The sequence below is a fragment of the Serratia sp. L9 genome (genome assembly GCF_050632285.1).
Classification (GTDB): domain Bacteria; phylum Pseudomonadota; class Gammaproteobacteria; order Enterobacterales; family Enterobacteriaceae; genus Chania.
In genome coordinates this window covers 21,210-38,603 of the sequence record NZ_CP192591.1, presented here as the reverse complement: position 1 = coordinate 38,603, position 17,394 = coordinate 21,210, and the positions used below count along the sequence as shown (strand labels likewise).

General features: G+C 51.5%; 13 protein-coding genes, 4 tRNA genes and 3 pseudogenes. 16 read left to right on the top strand and 4 right to left on the bottom strand.

Annotation, left to right across the window (positions count from 1 at the left end; genetic code table 11):
- Positions 1–116 precede the first annotated feature (116 nt).
- Both ACQ86O_RS00200 and ACQ86O_RS00195 read right to left on the bottom strand, forming a co-directional pair.
- Positions 117–500 (bottom strand): BapA prefix-like domain-containing protein, encoded by a 384-nt coding sequence (locus ACQ86O_RS00200; protein ID WP_431223657.1) that lies wholly within the window; start codon positions 498–500, stop codon positions 117–119.
- Positions 501–1,198: 698 nt separating this feature from the next.
- Positions 1,199–2,578 carry an MFS transporter gene (locus ACQ86O_RS00195; protein ID WP_431223656.1) on the bottom strand — a complete coding sequence of 460 codons (1,380 nt, stop codon included), beginning with the start codon at positions 2,576–2,578 and terminating at the stop codon, positions 1,199–1,201.
- A gap of 223 nt (positions 2,579–2,801) precedes the next feature.
- Here ACQ86O_RS00195 and pncC point away from each other — a divergent pair.
- The 13 genes and pseudogenes from pncC (at position 2,802) to luxS (ending at position 12,617) form a co-directional block, all read left to right on the top strand.
- Positions 2,802–3,288, top strand: a pseudogene (gene pncC / locus ACQ86O_RS00190) (nicotinamide-nucleotide amidase).
- Positions 3,289–3,400: 112 nt separating this feature from the next.
- Positions 3,401–4,465: a recombinase RecA gene (recA, locus tag ACQ86O_RS00185; protein ID WP_431223655.1), complete on the top strand. Its 1,065-nt coding sequence runs from the start codon at positions 3,401–3,403 to the stop codon at positions 4,463–4,465.
- Positions 4,466–4,524: 59 nt separating this feature from the next.
- Positions 4,525–5,052 carry a recombination regulator RecX gene (gene recX, locus ACQ86O_RS00180; RefSeq protein ID WP_431223654.1) on the top strand — a complete coding sequence of 176 codons (528 nt, stop codon included), beginning with the start codon at positions 4,525–4,527 and terminating at the stop codon, positions 5,050–5,052.
- A 134-nt stretch (positions 5,053–5,186) separates the two neighbouring features.
- Positions 5,187–7,813: pseudogene (gene alaS, locus ACQ86O_RS00175) on the top strand (alanine--tRNA ligase).
- Positions 7,814–8,065: 252 nt separating this feature from the next.
- On the top strand, positions 8,066–8,251 hold the full coding sequence (gene csrA, locus ACQ86O_RS00170; RefSeq protein WP_004091602.1) for a carbon storage regulator CsrA: 186 nt from the start codon (positions 8,066–8,068) through the stop codon (positions 8,249–8,251).
- A gap of 310 nt (positions 8,252–8,561) precedes the next feature.
- A tRNA-Ser gene (locus ACQ86O_RS00165) sits at positions 8,562–8,654 on the top strand.
- A 3-nt stretch (positions 8,655–8,657) separates the two neighbouring features.
- Positions 8,658–8,734 (top strand) — tRNA-Arg (locus ACQ86O_RS00160).
- A gap of 59 nt (positions 8,735–8,793) precedes the next feature.
- A tRNA-Arg gene (locus ACQ86O_RS00155) sits at positions 8,794–8,870 on the top strand.
- Between the two features lie 51 nt (positions 8,871–8,921).
- Positions 8,922–8,998: transfer RNA gene (locus ACQ86O_RS00150), tRNA-Arg, on the top strand.
- Positions 8,999–9,298: 300 nt separating this feature from the next.
- Positions 9,299–9,865, top strand: coding sequence for a fructose-1-phosphate/6-phosphogluconate phosphatase (yqaB, locus tag ACQ86O_RS00145; protein ID WP_431223653.1), 567 nt, complete (start codon positions 9,299–9,301; stop codon positions 9,863–9,865).
- Positions 9,862–10,290 (top strand): YqaA family protein, encoded by a 429-nt coding sequence (locus tag ACQ86O_RS00140; RefSeq protein ID WP_431223652.1) that lies wholly within the window; start codon positions 9,862–9,864, stop codon positions 10,288–10,290. Before yqaB ends, ACQ86O_RS00140 begins: the two co-directional genes overlap by 4 nt.
- Before the next feature lie 82 nt (positions 10,291–10,372).
- The gene (gene gshA / locus ACQ86O_RS00135; protein ID WP_431223651.1) at positions 10,373–11,935 is read left to right on the top strand and encodes a glutamate--cysteine ligase; all 1,563 of its coding nucleotides are present in this window, start codon (positions 10,373–10,375) and stop codon (positions 11,933–11,935) included.
- A 166-nt stretch (positions 11,936–12,101) separates the two neighbouring features.
- Positions 12,102–12,617: an S-ribosylhomocysteine lyase gene (luxS, locus tag ACQ86O_RS00130; RefSeq protein ID WP_431223650.1), complete on the top strand. Its 516-nt coding sequence runs from the start codon at positions 12,102–12,104 to the stop codon at positions 12,615–12,617.
- A gap of 63 nt (positions 12,618–12,680) precedes the next feature.
- On the opposite strand, the pseudogene ACQ86O_RS00125 reads toward luxS, so the two are convergent.
- Positions 12,681–13,969, bottom strand: a pseudogene (locus ACQ86O_RS00125) (HlyC/CorC family transporter).
- A gap of 63 nt (positions 13,970–14,032) precedes the next feature.
- The gene (locus ACQ86O_RS00120) at positions 14,033–14,824 is read right to left on the bottom strand and encodes a cytochrome C assembly family protein (RefSeq protein ID WP_431225612.1); all 792 of its coding nucleotides are present in this window, start codon (positions 14,822–14,824) and stop codon (positions 14,033–14,035) included.
- A 166-nt stretch (positions 14,825–14,990) separates the two neighbouring features.
- Between ACQ86O_RS00120 and ffh the strand changes: the two genes are divergently transcribed.
- The 3 genes from ffh to rimM all read left to right on the top strand — a co-directional run bounded on the left by ffh (position 14,991) and on the right by rimM (position 17,383).
- Entirely contained in the window at positions 14,991–16,352 is a 1,362-nt protein-coding gene (gene ffh, locus ACQ86O_RS00115) for a signal recognition particle protein (protein WP_431223649.1), read from the top strand.
- A 215-nt stretch (positions 16,353–16,567) separates the two neighbouring features.
- Positions 16,568–16,816, top strand: a complete 249-nt coding sequence (rpsP, locus tag ACQ86O_RS00110) for a 30S ribosomal protein S16 (RefSeq protein ID WP_004932501.1) — start codon at positions 16,568–16,570, stop codon at positions 16,814–16,816.
- An 18-nt stretch (positions 16,817–16,834) separates the two neighbouring features.
- Positions 16,835–17,383: a ribosome maturation factor RimM gene (gene rimM / locus ACQ86O_RS00105; protein WP_431223648.1), complete on the top strand. Its 549-nt coding sequence runs from the start codon at positions 16,835–16,837 to the stop codon at positions 17,381–17,383.
- Positions 17,384–17,394: the final 11 nt, after the last annotated feature.

Genomic DNA, 17,394 nt, shown 5'->3' with positions numbered 1-17,394 from the left:
GTCACTTTCGTGATTATCACTTTTCCCCGTACCGGTTGCGATGGCGACACCGGCACCCAGAGCGAGACCAGCCAGAATAGCGGCGATGGCGCTATTAGATAAATCATGATTGGTGATCAGCAGGGGGAAATGTCAGAAAGCGTTTCGAATTGCGGTGTGATCAGGACAGTCTGAGTGGCAGAGGCATCTGTAGCCGCCGGGAAAATCGCATGCATGATGGCACCATTGCCATCATCAAAAACCAACTCACTGTGTTTTCCGTCAGCATCCACATCAAAAAAGCTTTGATAACGTACGGTTGTACCATCTTTCATGTGGACAATCAGATCGTTACCTTGACGTTCATAGCTACTTACCAATGCCTGAGTGCCGTGGATACGTACGATACTGCTTTGAGACAAAGTGACCGAACGTGAGCCAGCTGCTACGTCAACGATTTTTGTGCCGCCATGACGAGCAATGATATCAACGGTCCCAAGGGTAAAATTGGATTGTGCCATGTTGTGAGCCTCTGAACGCCAAAGTTAATTTGCATAGCGCGCCGAAGCCATTTGACTGGCTTTTGTTGCGCGCAGAAATGCCCGGTGAGTGATTTCCCGGGCTCAATTCGACCTGGTTATAGATGGTTAATTAATGCAAAAGGAAAGCGTCAGACTTACCCGAAAGGGTTATTTTATTAAATTTACTAATTTATCTGTGAGATAACATATAAGCGAGCTTTGATAAAATTGCCATAAACTCCATTAATTTTTATTTGACGATGTTTTTGATAAAAAAATCCTATTTAGAACGTAATTTTAATAATTGATATTAAATGAAAATTTTTTCACTGTTCAAGTGAGCTTATTTTTCAATGTTTAAAGTGCATTTCATTTACTATTTAAATGTGGGTGATGAATAATTTAAGTCATAGTAATCATGGTGATAAAATTACTGTCGATCTGTTTTTGCATATTATTTTTTTATGCTAGCAGGCATAATGAATAGCTAAATAGCATCAAAATAAAAGTGGGTATTGTGGAGCTTGATCTCGCTTTAGTGGAGAAATAACGGTTTTTTTATTTTTGCAGTGAATTTATTGATTTTGATTAATTAGCTGGGTAAATGAATTGGGGGGTGTGTCCTGCTGATTGGTAAGGCTTTTTGTTAAGTAAAACTTTACTTTCTACCGCGGGCTGCTGCCACAGCCCCGCCCGGCCTATAGCATGGTGTAGGCTTTTTTCAGCCCAGTGTCATCTTCCGGGTCTGCGCCTTGAGGAGACGCGGGGGGATCCTCTGCTGAAGGAGGCGAACCTGCCGGATCTGGTGCCGCTTCCGGCGCTGGCATGGTCTCTTGAATGGTCTGTTCATCAAAGGTCGGGTTTAAGGCTGGTGAAAGCGGGGAGCTGGAAAGGCTGTCTGGTATAGCAATATGGGGGACTGGCGCATCCTGCACAAACTGTGACTCATCTTCTTTAAGCGTTCTGCTGCAGGCCATAATCAAGACGCCACACAGGGCGAAAAAGGCATACAGAATATTGCCGCCCAGAGGTTGGATCAGCGCGCCAACGGCCAGTGGCCCGATACTGGCACCTACGCCAAAGGCCATCAACAGGCAAGCCGCCAGCGAAACTCGGCGTTCTGGTTCAATCATGTCATTAGCCAATGCAACCGCCAGCGGGTAAAGCGTGAACTGCAGCATGCTGACTATAAAACCCACGACCAATAACACCGGGAAATCGATATGCGGCAGCAGCGCCAGTGGCAAAGCCGCAATAATCAGCAATAACGCATTAATCCGCATCAGCAACGTTCGGTTATAGCGATCTGACAGCCAGCTCAGTGGGAACTGGGCCACTAGCCCGGCAAAGATGGCGATGGCCATAAACAGGCCGGTCTGCTGTGTGCTCAACGCTTGCTGGCTGGCGTAAACCGGGGCCAGACCATAGAAGGAGCCTACAACCATACCTATCACCAACGTGGTGGCCAGCACCTTGGGAATGGCATTGACAAAATAACGCAGTTCCATTGGTGCGGGTGACATATGGCGGGCATTGGTGCGAGTGGTCAGGGCGATCGGCACCAGACAAAGGGAAAAACACAGCGCAATCAGTAACAATGTGGCGATGCCGAGATCGGTTTGCAGCATCAGGACGATTTGCCCCAGCGACATGCCAAGGTAAGACGCGGCCATATAAAAGCCGAATACCATGCCGCGCTGGTTGGATTCTGACTGATCGTTCAGCCAACTCTCCAGCACCATGTACTGGCACATCATGCACAGCCCGATAATCAGCCGCAGCACAACCCAGACCGGAATATATTCCGTTAAGCCATGGCCCAGCACGGCTGCGGTAATGATACCGGCGCAGGAGACATAGGCGCGGATATGCCCGACGCGGGCAATCAGAAAGTGGCCAACCTTGCCACCGATCACCAGGCCGATATAGTTGGCAGCGATAATGGCGCCAATCAAGGCTCCACTCACGTTGATGGAAGTTAACCGCAGGGAGATGTAGGTGGTGAGCAATCCTGAGCCCAGTAGCATCAACAGAGTGGTGGTATACAGCGGAAAGAATACACCTAACGTTTTTTTCACACGGTCTCCCTGTCTTTTTCGAAGCTTTGTTGATGGCTGAACAAAAGGGCGTGTAATCCCCTCATGGCAATCTACAGCTCAGTCATCCCGATACTAGCAGCTCAGGCCACAGCTTAAAACCGCATCCCTGCGAAGCACGGCGCATTTGCACTATCGAACCGCCGGTTGCGCTTGATAAATGCTACTATCGGGCGCATATACCTTGATTCACCAAGGAGTGACGATGAGTGAGAACCAACTGCGTGAACTCAGTATTTCATTAGGGCAAAGATTGCAGGGTAGCGGCCAGTGGATCACCTGTGCTGAATCTTGTACCGGTGGGGGCATAGCCAAAGCGATTACCGATATTGCCGGCAGTTCGGCCTATTTTGATCGTGGTTTTGTCACCTACAGCAATGCTGCAAAGCACCAATTACTGGGGGTGGCAGAAGCGACCTTGCAGGCGTATGGCGCGGTCAGTGAAGACGTTGTGCGGGAGATGGCGCAGGGGGCGCTACATGCGGCCAACGCTGATTTGGCGCTTTCGGTAAGCGGCATTGCGGGCCCGGAGGGGGAGTGCGGAAAAACCGGTCGGCACCGTCTGGTTTGGCTTTGCCGAACGTTCTGGGCGTGTTCTGGCCCGCAAGATGCAGTTTGCAGGCGATCGTGATGCGGTGCGCTTGCAGGCAACGGTTTTTGCACTGCAAACGGCGCTTGACGAATTTTTGTAAAATTAGGCTTGATACTGTATGACCATACAGTATAATTAGTGGCATTTCCTGCACAACATACATTCAGCGGCAGTGCGGAGCGACACCGGCATTGCGAAACGAAGGAGCAAAAATGGCTATTGATGAGAACAAGCAAAAGGCGTTAGCTGCAGCACTGGGCCAAATTGAGAAACAATTCGGCAAAGGCTCCATCATGCGTCTGGGTGAAGACCGCTCCATGGACGTAGAAACAATCTCCACCGGCTCGCTTTCGCTTGATATCGCACTGGGCGCTGGCGGTCTGCCAATGGGCCGTATCGTCGAGATTTATGGCCCAGAATCCTCCGGTAAAACCACCTTGACCCTGCAGGTAATCGCCTCCGCTCAGCGTGAAGGTAAAACCTGTGCGTTTATCGATGCCGAGCATGCGCTGGATCCTATTTATGCGAAAAAGCTGGGTGTGGATATCGATAACCTGCTGTGTTCTCAGCCGGATACCGGTGAGCAGGCGCTGGAAATCTGTGATGCCTTGACCCGTTCCGGTGCTGTTGACGTAATCATCGTCGACTCCGTGGCTGCGTTGACACCAAAAGCAGAAATCGAAGGTGAGATTGGTGACTCACACATGGGGCTGGCGGCACGTATGATGAGCCAGGCAATGCGTAAACTGGCCGGTAACCTGAAAAACGCCAATACCTTGCTGATCTTCATCAACCAGATCCGTATGAAGATTGGCGTGATGTTTGGTAACCCAGAAACCACTACCGGTGGTAACGCCTTGAAGTTCTACGCTTCAGTCCGTCTGGATATCCGCCGTATCGGCGCGATCAAAGAGGGTGATGAAGTGATTGGCAGCGAAACCCGTGTGAAAGTGGTGAAAAACAAAATCGCTGCACCATTCAAGCAAGCTGAGTTCCAAATCCTGTACGGCGAAGGGATCAACAGCCGTGGCGAGTTGGTCGATCTGGGCGTGAAGCACAAGATGATCGAGAAAGCCGGTGCCTGGTACAGTTATAACGGTGAGAAGATCGGCCAGGGTAAATCAAATGCCTGCAACTTCCTGAAAGAAAACCCGGCGATTGCCGCCGAGCTGGACAAGAAACTGCGTGACCTGCTGCTGCACAGCAATAGTGAACTGGTTGCTGCCGGTGCTGAAGATGCAGACGACAACGAAGCAGAAACCAGCGAAGAGTTTTAATCTAGCCGGTACTCATACGCACCCAAGCGGTGCGTATGTCGATCACCAAGGTTTAGGATATGCATGAAGTCCATTCCCCAGGCCATAAGCTAAATGCGTTGATAAGCCGCGCCATGCGCTTATTGTCGCAACGTGATCACAGTGAAACCGAGCTGCGCCGCAAACTTGCGGCGCAGCCATTTGTTGCAAATGCCAAATGCGCTGGCAGCCCCTCCTCAGAACCCCTGGAAGAGCCCGTCGATCCCGCAATCATTGAGCAGGTGGTAGCCTATTGTTACCAGCATAACTGGCTGGACGACCGGCGTTTTGCCAATAGCTTTATAGCTAGCCGAAGCCGCAAAGGTTACGGTGCCCAGCGCATCCGCTCGGAGCTGATGCAAAAGGGCGTGGAGAAAGAGATTGTGCAGGCCGCACTGGCAGAATGCGAAATCGATTGGTGCGAACAGGCCAGGGAGATCGCGCTGCGGAAATTTGGCGATCCGCTACCCGTAGAGTGGAAAGAGAAAACCAAGGTTCTACGTTATTTACTCTATCGTGGCTTCTACCAGGAAGAAATTCAGTCAATTTACCGTGATTTTGCGCAATGAACGCACACGGGGTTTTACTTCCCCCTGAAGAAAATTTATCTTATCCCCACATTTAGTTCGTAAACCAGAAGATATCGTCAGGATGTCGGGTCTCTGGTTCACGAGTCGTTATTTTAGCCTTATCCGGGAAAATTATGAGCAAGAGCACCGCTGAGATCCGTCAAGCGTTTCTCGATTTCTTTCATAGTAAAGGCCATCAGGTTGTAGCAAGCAGCTCCCTGGTACCTAACAATGATCCGACATTGCTGTTTACCAATGCCGGCATGAACCAATTTAAGGACGTTTTCCTGGGGCTGGACAAGCGAGCATACTCGCGTGCAACCACTTCACAACGTTGCGTGCGTGCCGGTGGTAAGCACAACGATCTGGAAAACGTCGGTTATACCGCCCGTCACCATACTTTCTTTGAGATGCTGGGTAACTTCAGCTTTGGTGACTATTTCAAGCATGATGCCATCAGTTATGCGTGGGAACTGCTTACCGGCGAAAACTGGTTCAATCTGCCAAAAGAGAAGCTGTGGGTCACCGTCTATGAGACCGATGACGAAGCCTTCGACATCTGGCAAAAGCAGATTGGCGTTCCTGCGGAGCGTATTATCCGCATCGGGGATAATAAAGGCGGAGCCTTTGCTTCCGATAACTTCTGGCAGATGGGTGATACCGGGCCGTGTGGTCCTTGCACCGAAATCTTCTACGATCACGGTGACCATATCTGGGGGGGCCTCCAGGCAGCCCTGAAGAAGACGGCGACCGCTATATCGAGATCTGGAATATCGTATTTATGCAGTTCAACCGTCAGTCTGACGGTACCATGCTCCCGCTGCCTAAGCCTTCCGTGGATACCGGCATGGGCTTGGAGCGTATCACCGCGGTGCTGCAGCATGTGAATTCCAACTATGATATCGATCTGTTCCAGACCCTGATTACTGCCGTCGCCAAACTGACCGATGCAACCGATCTGAGCAATAAATCCCTACGCGTTATCGCCGACCATATCCGTTCTTGCGCATTCCTGATTTCCGATGGTGTTATCCCTTCGAATGAGAACCGTGGCTACGTGTTACGCCGTATCATTCGCCGTGCGATCCGTCATGGCAACATGTTGGGCGCAAAGGATACCTTCTTCTACAAACTGGTTGCACCGCTGATCGAAGTGATGGGCCCGGCTGCTGATGAGCTGAAGCGCCAGCAGGCACAGGTCGAGCAGGTATTGAAAACCGAAGAAGAGCAGTTTGCCCGCACGCTTGAGCGTGGCCTGGCGCTGTTGGATGACGAACTGGCCAAGCTGCAGGGAGATACCCTGGATGGCGAAACGGCGTTCCGTCTGTATGACACCTACGGTTTCCCTGTGGATCTGACAGCCGACGTCTGCCGTGAGCGTGGCCTGAAAGTTGATGAGGAAGGCTTCGAGCAGGCGATGGAGGCACAGCGCCGCCGCGCCCGTGAATCCAGTGGTTTTGGCGCTGATTACAACAGCATGATCCGCGTTGACGGTGCCAGTCAGTTCAATGGTTACGATCGCGAAGAACAACTGGCCAAGGTGATCGCCTTGTTCCGCGATGGCCAGCCAGTGGATGAGATCCATGCTGGTGAAGAGGCTGTCGTGGTGCTGGATGAGACTCCGTTCTATGCAGAGTCAGGTGGCCAGGTTGGCGATAAAGGTGTGCTGAAAGCGGCTGGTATCGAGTTTGTAGTCAATGATGCACAAAAATATGGTCAGGCAATCGGCCATTTAGGCAAGTTGACTGCCGGGACACTGAAGTTGAGTGATCGCGTTGATGCGGCAATCGACAGTGCGCGCCGCAACCGTATCCGTTTGAACCACTCGGCGACTCACCTGCTGCATGCGGCACTGCGTCAGATCCTGGGTGATCACGTGGCGCAAAAAGGCTCATTGGTCAATGACAAGTACCTGCGTTTCGATTTCTCGCATTCAGAAGCGATGAAGCCAGAACAAATCCGTGCGGTAGAAGATTTGGTTAACCAGCAGGTTCGCCGTAATCTACCCGTGCAGACCGAAGTAATGGCGTTGGACGATGCCAAAGAGAAGGGCGCTATGGCGCTGTTTGGCGAAAAGTACGACGACAATGTGCGTGTACTGACCATGGGCGATTTCTCTACCGAGCTTTGTGGTGGTACGCACGCCAGCCGTACTGGGGACATTGGTCTGTTCCGTATCCAGAGTGAGTCTGGTACTGCTGCCGGTATCCGCCGTATTGAAGGGGTTACAGGGGAAGGAGCGATAGCAACCCTGCACCAGCAAAGCGATCTGCTACAGAACGTTGCCCAGCTGGTGAAAGGCGACAGCAATAACCTGAGTGATAAAGTGCGTGCAGTGCTTGATCGCACCCGGGCATTAGAAAAAGAATTGCAACAGCTGAAAGATCAGCAGGCTGCGCAGGAAAGCGCTTCGCTGTCGAGTAAAGCAAAGCTGGTCAATGGCGTGAAGCTGTTGGTTAGCCAGTTAGATAACGTGGAGCCAAAGATCTTGCGTACCATGGTTGATGATCTTAAAAATCAGCTAGGTTCGGCAATTATCGTGTTGGCCACCACGGAAGAAGGCAAGGTCAGCCTGATTGCGGGTGTAACCAAAGATTTGACTGACCGGGTTAAAGCCGGCGATCTTATCGGTCATATTGCGCAGCAGGTTGGCGGTAAGGGCGGTGGCCGCCCGGATATGGCAATGGCGGGGGGCAGCGATACCAGTGCTCTGCCTGCGGCATTGAACAGCGTAGAAGCCTGGGTGGCCTCGAAGCTGTGAATATAAATAAATAGCACACCATAACGCCAAAATCCCTTAAAGATTATGGCGTTATTAAACAGTGCTAACACAATGTAGTTACAATTACGGGAACAAAGTTTTTCAGGTCGGCTAAACTTATCCTTAATCTAGAGTGACACCAAGTCTGCTTACATTTATTGTGGGCTATTGACTTACGTTTTCACTGTATATGATGGATAATGGCGGGGAAACTGAGAGACCCGACTCTTTTAATCTTTCAAGGAGCAAAGAATGTTAATTCTGACTCGTCGAGTTGGTGAAACCCTCATGATTGGCGATGAGGTCACGGTCACAGTGCTAGGGGTTAAAGGCAACCAGGTACGTATTGGTGTAAATGCTCCCAAAGAGGTGTCTGTTCACCGCGAAGAAATCTATCAACGGATCCAAGCCGAGAAGTCTCAGCAGACGACTTATTGATTTCTAAGTAGCGTCTCGTTCCATAACGAGACGCTATTGCCATCCTCACTACCCGTTTTCCTCCATCCTTGGTATTTCTCCCAATAATCTTTCTGTTCTCGCCAAACTTTTCTGCACGGTATGACTGCGTTTGTTAGTTGATAAAACACTCTTTTTGCCGTCAAATCACTCATGTTGCCTGTGATTTGTGCAAACGCGCATTGGTTGGGAAAAATTGTTTGACTTATAAGTGGGGGAAAGTAATATGTGCGCCACGCAGTGCCGATGAGCTTCTCTAAAGCAAGTTAGGCACAATTCGCAAGAAGCGTATGGTGAGGTGGCCGAGAGGCTGAAGGCGCTCCCCTGCTAAGGGAGTATGCGGTCAAAAGCTGCATCCGGGGTTCGAATCCCCGCCTCACCGCCATTTGCATCCATAGCTCAGCTGGATAGAGTACTCGGCTACGAACCGAGCGGTCGGAGGTTCGAATCCTCCTGGATGCACCATATTTTGCAGTATGGTGGGGTGGTAACAACGACCATACGGCATCAAAAAGAATTCCTGTGCATCCATAGCTCAGCTGGATAGAGTACTCGGCTACGAACCGAGCGGTCGGAGGTTCGAATCCTCCTGGTTGCACCATTCTTCAGTGAAGTTTCACGGAACGAAACAAATTCGCTACACAATTAAACTGCATCCATAGCTCAGCTGGATAGAGTACTCGGCTACGAACCGAGCGGTCGGAGGTTCGAATCCTCCTGGATGCACCATATTATAAGTATTCGTCTGAGAGTGTTCACTTTCAGAGGGTGCGAGCTGAAAGGCAGCACAAAGGGGATAACGTTGCTTCAGCAACGGCTCTGTGGGTAAAGCGCGTTGCGCTGAATCATCTCCTTGAATACACCTTCTATACAGAAAAACCCGCTTCGGCGGGTTTTTCGCTTTTAATCACTTTCTACTCTTCTCAACATCGCTCCGATACAGCATTTTCCATCATTCTCTGCCCGCGACAACCCTCCGGCTTTACGCTAAAGTAGCTTTCTTTCCTCATCAATGGTCATGGAGTAACGATGTACGATCGCTACCAAGGTCTGATATTTGACATGGATGGCACTATTCTGGACACGGAGCCGACGCACCTCAAAGCGTGGCATGAAGTGCTGGCACGCTATGGCATGACGTTTGATGGAGCGGCGATGACAGGGCTTAACGGATCACCCACCTGGCGTATTGCCCAGGCAGTTATTGCCGCGCATCAGGCAGATCTCGATCCTCATCATCTTGCCGCAGAGAAAACCCGCGCGGTGGAAGAGATGCTGTTGGACAGCGTGCGCCCATTGCCGCTGATTGAAGTCGTAAAATCTTATCGAGGCCGTCGCCCTATGGCGGTGGGAACTGGAAGCGAACACCGAATGGCAGAGATGCTGCTGCGTCATTTAGGGCTGTTCGACTGTTTTGATGCGATCGTCGGGGCTGATGATGTTCAACGCCATAAGCCAGAGCCAGATACTTTCCTGCGCTGTGCGGAGTTAATCGGTGTACCTCCACAACACTGTGTGGTGTTTGAGGATGCCGATTTTGGCATCCGGGCGGCAAGAAGTGCCAATATGGCTGTGGTAGACGTTCGTACACTGTGAGTAGTACGCTGGCCGTCATGTCGTTGTTTGGCAGCAGTTTCCTCAGTGCGACGCTGTTGCCAGGTAACTCAGAGGTCTTGTTGGTCGCGCTGTTGACCAACAGTAATGCCTCACCAAGTCTATTGGTGCTGGCTGCAACGTTGGGAAATACCCTGGGTGGGTTGACCAATGTCATTATCGGGCGCCTGTTACCGGCGTTAAAACCACAGCGAGGGCTGGAAACGGCACTTGGTTGGTTAAAACGTTTTGGCCCTGCTGCGCTGTTGCTCAGTTGGCTACCGGTTGTGGGCGATTTGTTGTGCGTGTTGGCAGGTTGGCTGCGCATGCCATGGGGCTCTGTTATGCTGTTTCTGTGTGTCGGAAAGGCGTTGCGTTACGTCATATTGACTATGATTACGCTGCAGGGGATCGCCTGGTGGCAATAGCCAAGTGAATATAACTCAATATTCTCTTGAGCGCGGTTTCAGTATGCTTACGGGTTATCGTTTTTAGAAGCGGGAGGTCAATTTGATCCCGGACGTATCACAAGCGCTTGCTTGGTTGGAAGCCCATCCTCATGCATTAAAAGGGATCCGGCGCGGTATTGAGCGTGAAACACTGCGGGTTACCGCCGATGGCACGCTCGCCAGCACTGGTCACCCAGAAAAACTGGGGGCGGCATTAACGCATCATTGGATCACCACAGATTTTGCCGAGGCGCTGTTAGAATTTATTACGCCGGTTGATGACGACCTCGATCATTTGCTGACGTTCTTACGTGATATCCATCGTCACGTAGCCCGTAATCTTGGTGATGAGCGCATGTGGCCGCTGAGCATGCCGTGTTTCATCGAAGCCGAGCAGGATATCGAGCTGGCGCAGTTTGGTTCATCCAACATAGGCCGGATGAAAACGCTGTACCGTGAAGGGCTGAAGAACCGCTATGGCGCGTTGATGCAGACCATTTCCGGTGTCCATTACAATTTCTCCCTACCGCTGGAGTTCTGGCAGGCGTGGGCTGGTGTAAAGGACGCAGAAAGCGGCAAAGAGCAGATCTCGGCCGGGTATTTCCGCCTGATCCGCAATTATTACCGCTTTGGCTGGGTGATCCCGTATCTGTTCGGGGCATCACCGGCTATCTGCTCTTCGTTCCTGAAAGGGCGCGAAACCGCTTTGCCGTTTGAACGCAATGAGCGGGGCATGTGCTATTTGCCGTATGCCACTTCGCTGCGTCTGAGCGATCTGGGGTATACCAATAAATCGCAAAGCAATCTGGGGATTACCTTTAACGATCTGCAAAGCTACGTGAAAGGTTTGAAGCGCGCGATAGCCACGCCGTCTGAAGAATATGCCAAGCTGGGAGTCAAAGAGGGCGATCGTTATCTGCAACTGAACAGTAACGTATTGCAGATCGAAAACGAGCTCTATGCGCCGATCCGGCCAAAACGTGTAACCAACAGCGGTGAGTCACCGTCAGATGCGTTGCTGCGTGGCGGTATTGAATATATTGAAGTGCGGTCGCTGGATATCAACCCGTTCTCGCCAATCGGCGTGGATGCGGTACAGGCGCGTTTCCTGGACCTGTTCCTGGTCTGGTGTGTGTTGGCCGATGCGCCGGAAATGAGCAGCGATGAGCTGCTGTGTACCCGTAAAAACTGGAATCGCGTGATCCTGGAAGGGAGAAAGCCTGGCCAGACCATCGGTATTGGCTGTAATGATACCCGTGAACCATTGGATAAAGTCGGTAAAGCGCTGTTTGACGATCTGAGGCGTGTTGCCGAAGTGCTGGATAGCGAAGCTGGCAATCAACATTATCAGCAGGTTTGTGATGAGCTGGTTGCCGCGTTTGATGATCCGGAGCTGACCTTCTCGGCCCGTATCCTCAAGGAAATGAAAGCGGAAGGCACTGGGCGTGTTGGCCTGGAGCTGGCAGAAAAATACCGTCAGATGCTGATGAAAGAGCCGTTGGAGATCCTGACTGAAGAGCAGTTGGCTCAGGAACAGCAAGCCTCATGGCAGCGCCAGCGCGACATAGAAGCCAGCGATACGCTAAGCTTTGAAGAGTTCCTGAAGGCAAACGGCGGAAGCTGAAAAAGAAAAAGGCCACATCAATGTGGCCAAATATGCATCTCTGATGACAGGGATGATGATAACAAATGCGCGTCTTTCAAGTATTCAGACTCGTAGAGTTAGAAAAGGTTTCATCGGTACGAAAAAAGTTTCGAAATAAATGCACTTTTTACGAGGAGGTGACGACATGCCACTGTTGGATAGCTTTACCGTAGACCATACGCGCATGGCAGCTCCTGCTGTCCGCGTTGCCAAAACCATGAAAACTCCGCATGGCGATACCATTACCGTATTCGATCTGCGTTTCTGCCGCCCGAATCTGGAAGTGATGCCGGAGCGTGGTATTCATACTCTGGAACACCTGTTTGCGGGCTTCATGCGCGATCACCTGAACGGTAACGGTGTCGAGATCATCGATATCTCGCCAATGGGATGCCGCACAGGCTTTTACATGAGCCTGATTGGCGTACCGGAAGAGCAACGTGTAGCCGATGCCTGGCAAGCGGCGATGAGCGACGTGCTGAAAGTGACCGACCAGCGTAAGATCCCTGAACTTAACGAATTCCAGTGCGGTACCTACCACATGCACTCGCTGGAAGAAGCGCAGGAAATAGCCAAGCATATTCTCGATCACGGCGTAGTGGTAAATCACAACGAAGAGTTGGCGCTGCCGAAAGAGAAGCTGCAGGAGCTGCATATCTAGTTCCAGAATTAAAATTCAGTGATAAAAAAAGACGCGATTTGCGTCTTTTCTTTTGGCCCGGGCTTAGTGGTTTTGCACGCTGGATTGCAGCGATTTTATCGGCGTAACGCGCACCTGTTTGATCATATTGTCCTGCACGTCGAGGATGTCGATATCATAGTGGCTGATCCGCACTCTGGTACCGATATTGGGGATATCCTCAAGCTCTTCGAGCAGCATGCCGTTGATGGTTCTGGCTTCGGTGGCTGGCAGAGTCCAGTTGAAAGCCTTATTCAACTCACGCACATTGGCGGTGCCATCGATCAACACAGAGCCATCACTCTGTGGATTGACCTCCTCTGCCAAGGTTGGCGACATCGAGGTAGTAAAATCACCGACGATCTCTTCAAGAATATCTTCCACGGTGACCAAGCCTTGAATATCACCGTATTCATCGACCACAATGCCGACTTTCTCTTTATTGCGCTGGAATTTTACCAACTGCACGTTGAGCGGGGTGCCTTCCGGTACGTAGTAAATCTCATCGGCCGCACGCAGCAGGTTCTCTTTGTTGAACTCTTTTTCTCGGTCATCAGCCGGTAGGCTTCACGCACCCGCAGCATACCGATGGAGTCATCCAGCGAATCGCGATACAGCACGATGCGCCCATGAGGTGAATGCGTCAATTGGCGCATGATCGATTTCCAATCGCCATTGATGTCGATACCGACGATCTCATTGCGTGGCACCATGATATCGTCCACCGTCACCTTTTCCAGATCCAGCACTGAAATCAGCATGTCCTGGTTGCGGCGCGAAATCTGCGATTGGGATTCGTTGACTATAGTGCGCAGCTCATCTTTGCTTAGCGCGCCACTGATACGCACATTGGTGCGGATGCCGAAAATACGCAGCAGCAGGCTGGTGATACCATTGAGCAACCACACCAGCGGGAACATGATTTTTTGCATAGGCATCAGCAGGAAGCTGCTGGGGAAGGCGATACGCTCGGGGTAGAGTGCTGCGAAGGTTTTCGGTAACACCTCGGCAAATAGCAGCACTACGAAGGTTAATACCCCGGTAGCAATCGCTACACCAATATCGCCATACAGACGCATCCCGACAACTGTCCCAAGGGCTGAGGCCAGAATATTGACCAGGTTATTACCGATCAGCACCAGGCCAATCAGACGATCGGGTTTTTGCAGCAGTTTCTCTACCCGGCGTGCGGATCGATTACCTTGCTTGGACAGGTGGCGCAGGCGATAGCGGTTGAGCGTCATCATGCCGGTTTCGGATGCTGAAAAATAAGCGGAGACCACAACCATCATCACCAGAATGAGGATGAGGGTCCCTGTCGAAACGTGCTCCAACGCGGTATTCCTTTTATGGGAGAAAAGAAAGCCTCATCGGGATGAGGCGGGCCAACTTTTATTCTAGCGCACCATCACTTCCTGGATCAGGCGACTGCCGAAGTAGGCCATGGTAAGAAGAAATGAACCGGCGAAGCTGAACCAGACGACACGACGCCCACGCCAGCCTTCATGGTAATGCCCCCACAGCAGAACGATGTAGACAAACCATGCCATGATAGACAACACGGCCTTATGTACGTTCTCTTTGCTGAACAGGTTATCCATATACAGCAGGCCGGTACACAGAGTCAGTGTGAGCAGCACTACACCAATCTGGGTAATATGAAACATTTTGCGTTCAATGCTCATCAGCGGCGGCATGTCGGCACTGAACCTGAGTTTTTTGTGCTTTAACAGGTAATCCAGCCAGGCGAGTTGCAGCGCGTATAGCGTGGCGATTATCAAGGTCGCGTAAGAAAACAACGCCAGACCGATATGCACCATCAGCTCGGGGCTGGCCTCAAGGTGGGTAATAAATTCCCCTGGCAAAAAGCTGGCGAAGGCTAGATTGATCATGGCAAAGCTGTAGACGATCGGCAGCAGGAACCAGCCGCGATCGCGCGATGCAGCGAAGGTCATCACCGAGCAGATTATCAGGCTGACGATAGAACCGATATTAAGCAGGCTGAGGTTTTGCCCGGCGCTAACGTCAAAAATACGCTGTTGCAGCGCAATGGCATGGCAGATTAGCGCCACAATCGCCGAGACAATGGCCAGCCGACGGTATGCGCTATTCTTCCGCAATAAACTGGGAATGATCAGTCCAAGGCTGAGCAGGTAGGCCATCAGAGCCACAATAGAGAAAACAGGCATAGCGTTATTTAGCATCGGCATGGTTAATTAGAATGCCAGTATAGCGTCGAGCGAGCCCTACTCCAACCAATCTCCAACGCCAGAGCAGAGATCGTTTGCTCTTCGTGTTATAATCGCCGCAATTGTGTCGCCACTGCGGCCTGACTCTTACGTTGAGCATGAGACGATGTTTGAAAATTTAACCGATCGATTGTCGCGCACCCTGCGCAATATCAGCGGCCGTGGGCGGCTGACCGAAGAGAATATCAAAGACACCCTGCGTGAAGTGCGTATGGCACTGTTGGAAGCGGACGTTGCGCTGCCGGTAGTGCGTGACTTTATCAACCGCGTAAAAGAGAGCGCGGTTGGGCATGAGGTCAACAAGAGCCTGACGCCTGGCCAGGAATTCGTCAAAATCGTCAAGAGCGAGCTGATTGCCGCTATGGGCGAAGTGAACACTGAGCTGAACCTGGCGGCACAGCCACCGGCAGTGGTGTTGATGGCTGGCTTACAAGGGGCGGGTAAAACCACCAGCGTGGCCAAGCTTGGCAAATTCCTGAAAGAAAAACAGAAGAAAAAAGTTTTGGTGGTTTCTGCCGACGTATATCGCCCTGCGGCGATCCGGCAGTTGGAAACCCTGGCGGAAAGCGTAGGTGTCGACTTCTTCCCGTCTGACGTTAAAGAAAAACCGATCGACATTGTTAATCGTGCGCTGCAACAGGCCAAGCTGAAATTTTACGATGTACTCATCGTCGATACTGCGGGCCGTTTGCACGTAGACGAAGCGATGATGGATGAGATCAAACAGGTTCATGCGGCCATCAAGCCGGTGGAGACCCTGTTTGTGGTCGATGCCATGACCGGCCAGGATGCGGCCAACACCGCCAAGGCTTTCAATGAGGCGCTGCCGCTAACCGGCGTGGTGCTGACCAAGGTTGACGGTGATGCGCGTGGTGGTGCGGCGCTGTCTATCCGCCACATTACCGGCAAACCCATCAAGTTCCTTGGCGTGGGCGAGAAAACCGAAGCGCTGGAACCTTTCCACCCGGATCGTGTTGCCTCGCGCATTCTCGGCATGGGCGACGTGTTGTCGCTGATCGAAGATATCGAAAGCAAGGTTGACCGCGAGCAGGCGGAAAAACTGGCCAACAAGCTGAAGAAAGGGGACGGTTTCGATCTGACCGACTTCCTGGAACAGCTGAAGCAGATGCGTAATATGGGCGGTATGGCCAGTATGCTGAGCAAGCTGCCAGGCGCCGGCCAACTGCCGGACAACGTAAAATCGCAGATGGACGATAAAGTGCTGGTGCGTATGGAGGCGATCATTAATTCAATGACGCTGAAAGAGCGGGCCAAGCCGGAAATCATTAAAGGCTCCCGTAAACGCCGTATCGCGATGGGATCCGGGATGCAGGTGCAGGATGTTAACCGCTTGTTAAAGCAGTTTGACGATATGCAGCGCATGATGAAAAAGATGAAAAAAGGCGGAATGGCGAAGATGATGCGCGGCATGAAAGGTATGATGCCGCCGGGTTTCCCAGGCCGTTAAAACCGAGCCGCAGGCTTGATGCGGCTGGTTTACTGATTTGCCGTTAGTGGTAAAAACCGTCCGGAAATAAAATGGCTGCAAAAACGAATTCTGGGCAATCTACGCTTTAGATTGCTTTTTGCGCCAAAATGAGTAAAATTTTCGGGCTTTTTATATTGCAACCGGGCCCCGTCCCTCAATGGGGCCCGGCTGTTTTATTAACTAAAGAGGATGTTATGGTAACAATTCGTTTGGCACGTGGCGGCGCTAAAAAGCGTCCGTTCTATCAAGTAGTAGTGACCGACAGCCGCAATGCTCGTGATGGTCGTTTCATCGAGCGTGTAGGCTTCTTCAACCCGATCGCATCTGGTCAGGCTGAAGCACTGCGTCTGGACCTGGACCGCATTGAGCATTGGGTTGGTCTGGGTGCTACCGTTTCTGATCGCGTTCACGCGCTGATCAAAGACGCTAAGAAAGCAGCTTAATCTGTCGCGGTGGTGGCAATGAGCAAGCAACTCAAACCGGTAGCACCGATCGCGCCGATTGTACTCGGTAAAATGGGATCTACTTACGGCATTCGTGGTTGGCTCAGAGTGTTTTCATCCACCGAGAACGCCGAAAGCATATTTGACTACCAGCCCTGGTTTATCCAGCGCTCAGGTCAATGGCAGCTTGTCGAGTTGGAAGACTGGAAGCGCCACAGTCAGGATCTGATCATCAAGGTCAAAGGCATTGACGATCGGGATGCGGCGAATTTACTGACGAATTGCGAAATCGTTGTAGATTCCAAGCAATTGCCTCCGCTGGAAGGCGATGATTATTACTGGAAAGACCTGATGGGCTGCCAGGTAATCACCACTTCCGGATACGAACTGGGTAAAGTCATCGATATGATGGAAACCGGTTCAAACGACGTAATGGTCGTGCGGGCAAACCTGAAAGATGCATTCGGCATGAAGGAGCGGTTGGTCCCGTTTCTTCATGGGCAGGTTATCAAGAAAGTCGATCTCGCTGCCAAGGTAATCGAGGCAGAATGGGATCCTGGTTTTTGACCTCGGAATGT

Coding starts and splice junctions, on each gene's coding strand:
- recX (WP_431223654.1), top strand. CDS start 4,525: ATGCATGAAGTCCATTCCCCAGGCCATAAGCTAAATGCGTTGATAAGC.
- ffh (WP_431223649.1), top strand. CDS start 14,991: ATGTTTGAAAATTTAACCGATCGATTGTCGCGCACCCTGCGCAATATC.
- csrA (WP_004091602.1), top strand. CDS start 8,066: ATGTTAATTCTGACTCGTCGAGTTGGTGAAACCCTCATGATTGGCGAT.
- ACQ86O_RS00200 (WP_431223657.1), bottom strand. CDS start 500: ATGGCACAATCCAATTTTACCCTTGGGACCGTTGATATCATTGCTCGT.
- recA (WP_431223655.1), top strand. CDS start 3,401: ATGGCTATTGATGAGAACAAGCAAAAGGCGTTAGCTGCAGCACTGGGC.
- luxS (WP_431223650.1), top strand. CDS start 12,102: ATGCCACTGTTGGATAGCTTTACCGTAGACCATACGCGCATGGCAGCT.
- ACQ86O_RS00120 (WP_431225612.1), bottom strand. CDS start 14,824: ATGCCTGTTTTCTCTATTGTGGCTCTGATGGCCTACCTGCTCAGCCTT.
- rimM (WP_431223648.1), top strand. CDS start 16,835: ATGAGCAAGCAACTCAAACCGGTAGCACCGATCGCGCCGATTGTACTC.
- yqaB (WP_431223653.1), top strand. CDS start 9,299: ATGTACGATCGCTACCAAGGTCTGATATTTGACATGGATGGCACTATT.
- rpsP (WP_004932501.1), top strand. CDS start 16,568: ATGGTAACAATTCGTTTGGCACGTGGCGGCGCTAAAAAGCGTCCGTTC.